At 61.4% G+C, this 2,335-nt stretch carries 1 protein-coding gene; it reads left to right on the top strand.

Going from position 1 to position 2,335, the window contains the following annotated elements:
• Positions 1-1,481, top strand: a 1,481-nt coding sequence (locus EN925_RS32360; protein WP_128337223.1) for a winged helix-turn-helix domain-containing tetratricopeptide repeat protein, incomplete at its 5' end; no start/stop codon positions are given.
• Between the last annotated feature and the right edge of the window lie 854 nt (positions 1,482-2,335).

Below are 2,335 nucleotides of genomic sequence, written 5' to 3'. Positions count from 1 at the left end.
CCTTTGGTCCGTTCCTGCTCGACCCTGAGAAGGGGACGCTCCTGCGACATGAAATACCGATCTCCATCGGGCATCGCGGCATCACGCTGCTCGCCACGCTTGCGGCCCGGCCCGGCGACATCCTGACCAAGGACGAGCTGATGGAAGCTGCCTGGCCGGGCCGGGCGGTCGAGGAAAGCAATCTCACCGTCCAGATTGCGACGCTGAGGAAGGCGCTCGGCCCCACCGACCAAGGTGGCGACTGGATCGCCACCGTGCCTCGCGTCGGCTACCGCTTCACCGCGCCTGTCGAGCGCGTGGAAGGTTCAGTGCAGCGACCAATCGCGCCGTCCGGCAAACCCACCATTGCCGTGCTGCCCTTCGCCAATTTGAGCGGCGATCAGGACCAGCATTATCTGAGCGACGGCATCACCGAAGATATCATCACTGAACTGGCGCGATACCGGTCGCTCGTGGTGATCGCGCGTAATTCATCTTTTCAGTTTCGTGGGCCAGCGCCGGAGGGCGCGGAAGTCCACCGGCAACTCGGCGCGCGCTACCTCGTCGAGGGCAGCGTGCGACGGCTCGGGAGCCGTATCCGGATCACGGCGCAGCTGATCGACGGCGCCAGCGGCTTCCATTTGTGGGCTCAACGCTACGACAGGGCGCTTGAGGACATCTTTTCGGTTCAGGAGGAGGTGGCGGCACTCGTGGCTTCAACCGTCCAAGGCGCCGCCGAGGCAGATGCGACTAGCCGCTCGCGGCGAACGCCGCCGGCCGATTGGGCCGCCTACGACTACTACTTGCAGGGTCGCGCGCACTACCATCAGTATGAAATGGACAAGGGCGAATCCATGTTTACCCGGAGCGCCGAACTCGATCCGACTTTTGCTCAAGGTCATGCCTATCTAGCGCAGTGCCTGGTTGCGCGATTCTGGTACGACCGCGATCCTCGTACGCTGCAAAGTGCCTTGCGGTCTGCGCGCACAGCGCTCCTGCTCGACCGGAATGACGGCATCTGCAACCAGAGCATGGGTCTCGTGCTTGTACATATGCGCCAGCATGGGGATGCCGGACTGCATTTCCAGCAGGCCCGTTCGCTCAATCCGCACGACGTCAACATTGCCGGAGACTATGCAAGCTGGCTCAACTACGGCGGCCAGCCTCAGCAGTCCTTGGCGGTCCTCGAAAGGGCCATACTGCTCGACCCGTTGCCCCCGGTCTGGTTCTGGGAGGTGAAGGGAAGCGCGCTCTTCCTGCTCGGCCGATATGCCGACGCCATCGACGCTTATCGGAAGGCCGGCGACCAGTTCTTCATCCATGCCTTTCTCGCGGCGGCCTACGCCCATCTAGGCGAGATGGAAAACGCGCATGTCGCAGTCGAAGCCACACTGAGGCTGCAACCAGACCTCTCGCTTGGCTACCTTGCCCGCCTTCCCTTCGCAGACCCATCTTCCTTCGAGCACTTCCTCTCCGGCTTCAGAAAGGCCGGCTTTTTATAGGATCCAGCCGGTCCGACAACTCATCGCCGCAGTTGCGTGCATGTGAGCAGTAAGAAGGACGATGGCAATGATAATCGACAGGACAACCTCCCATACTGTTGGAACCTGACATACGGGGTCATTGCTGGATCAGGCCCGTCGTCCAGCAACGCAGTCATGTTACCTTTGGCAGACCGTCCGCTTTCGGGCGAAGGTAAAGTTTGCCGAACGTCCGAGATCAGGCGCATTGCTGCCGCCAGCCGGCAACCGCTGCGAGGTGAGGAAGGACAATGGGATTGTGCCTGGCGCCTGATCGCTCGCATCGAGAAGAAAGACCCGCCATGTGGAAGCTGCCGGACCCGATCACCACGGTCGGGCGTCACGGCATCCTGTTCGGGACCGCCATACTCCCATGAGTGCCAGCGACGGCTGGTTCAACCTTCGGCAACAATATCTGCTCGTTATGTGAAACTGGAAAGAAACGCGCAGTCGCGCGACCTTCTCTACACTGAGGTACTTGGATATCGCTCGCGCAGTATCCTCTCGACTTGACGCGTGTCCACGGTGCCCGGAATGTCAGGCGCACGCCTGAGTTCACCAAGTGGGTTCTCTCGACCCGGCAGTGGGGCTGCCTCGCCTGGTCCGCTCGGATTGCTACCAATACCAGCTGTGTTTTGGGCATGCGTTTGAGGGCCAGTCTTCAGAGCCTCGCCGGACAGGTGGAAATGAGCTCGGTGCGATCAGCATGGACAAGTACCTTGCTCGAACTTGACATAGCCGACGTCTTCGCGGCCCGCCATGCACTCGACGGCGATGGCCATCCCGGCTCCAACCTTGAAGCTGTTCTCTGGCACTAACTATGGTCCGCCCCAGCC

The organism is Mesorhizobium sp. M7A.F.Ca.US.006.04.2.1, assembly GCF_004022915.1.
Taxonomy (GTDB): Bacteria; Pseudomonadota; Alphaproteobacteria; order Rhizobiales; family Rhizobiaceae; genus Mesorhizobium; species Mesorhizobium ciceri.
Note: the sequence above shows the minus strand (reverse complement) of the source record. Positions and strands in the feature narration are given on the sequence as shown.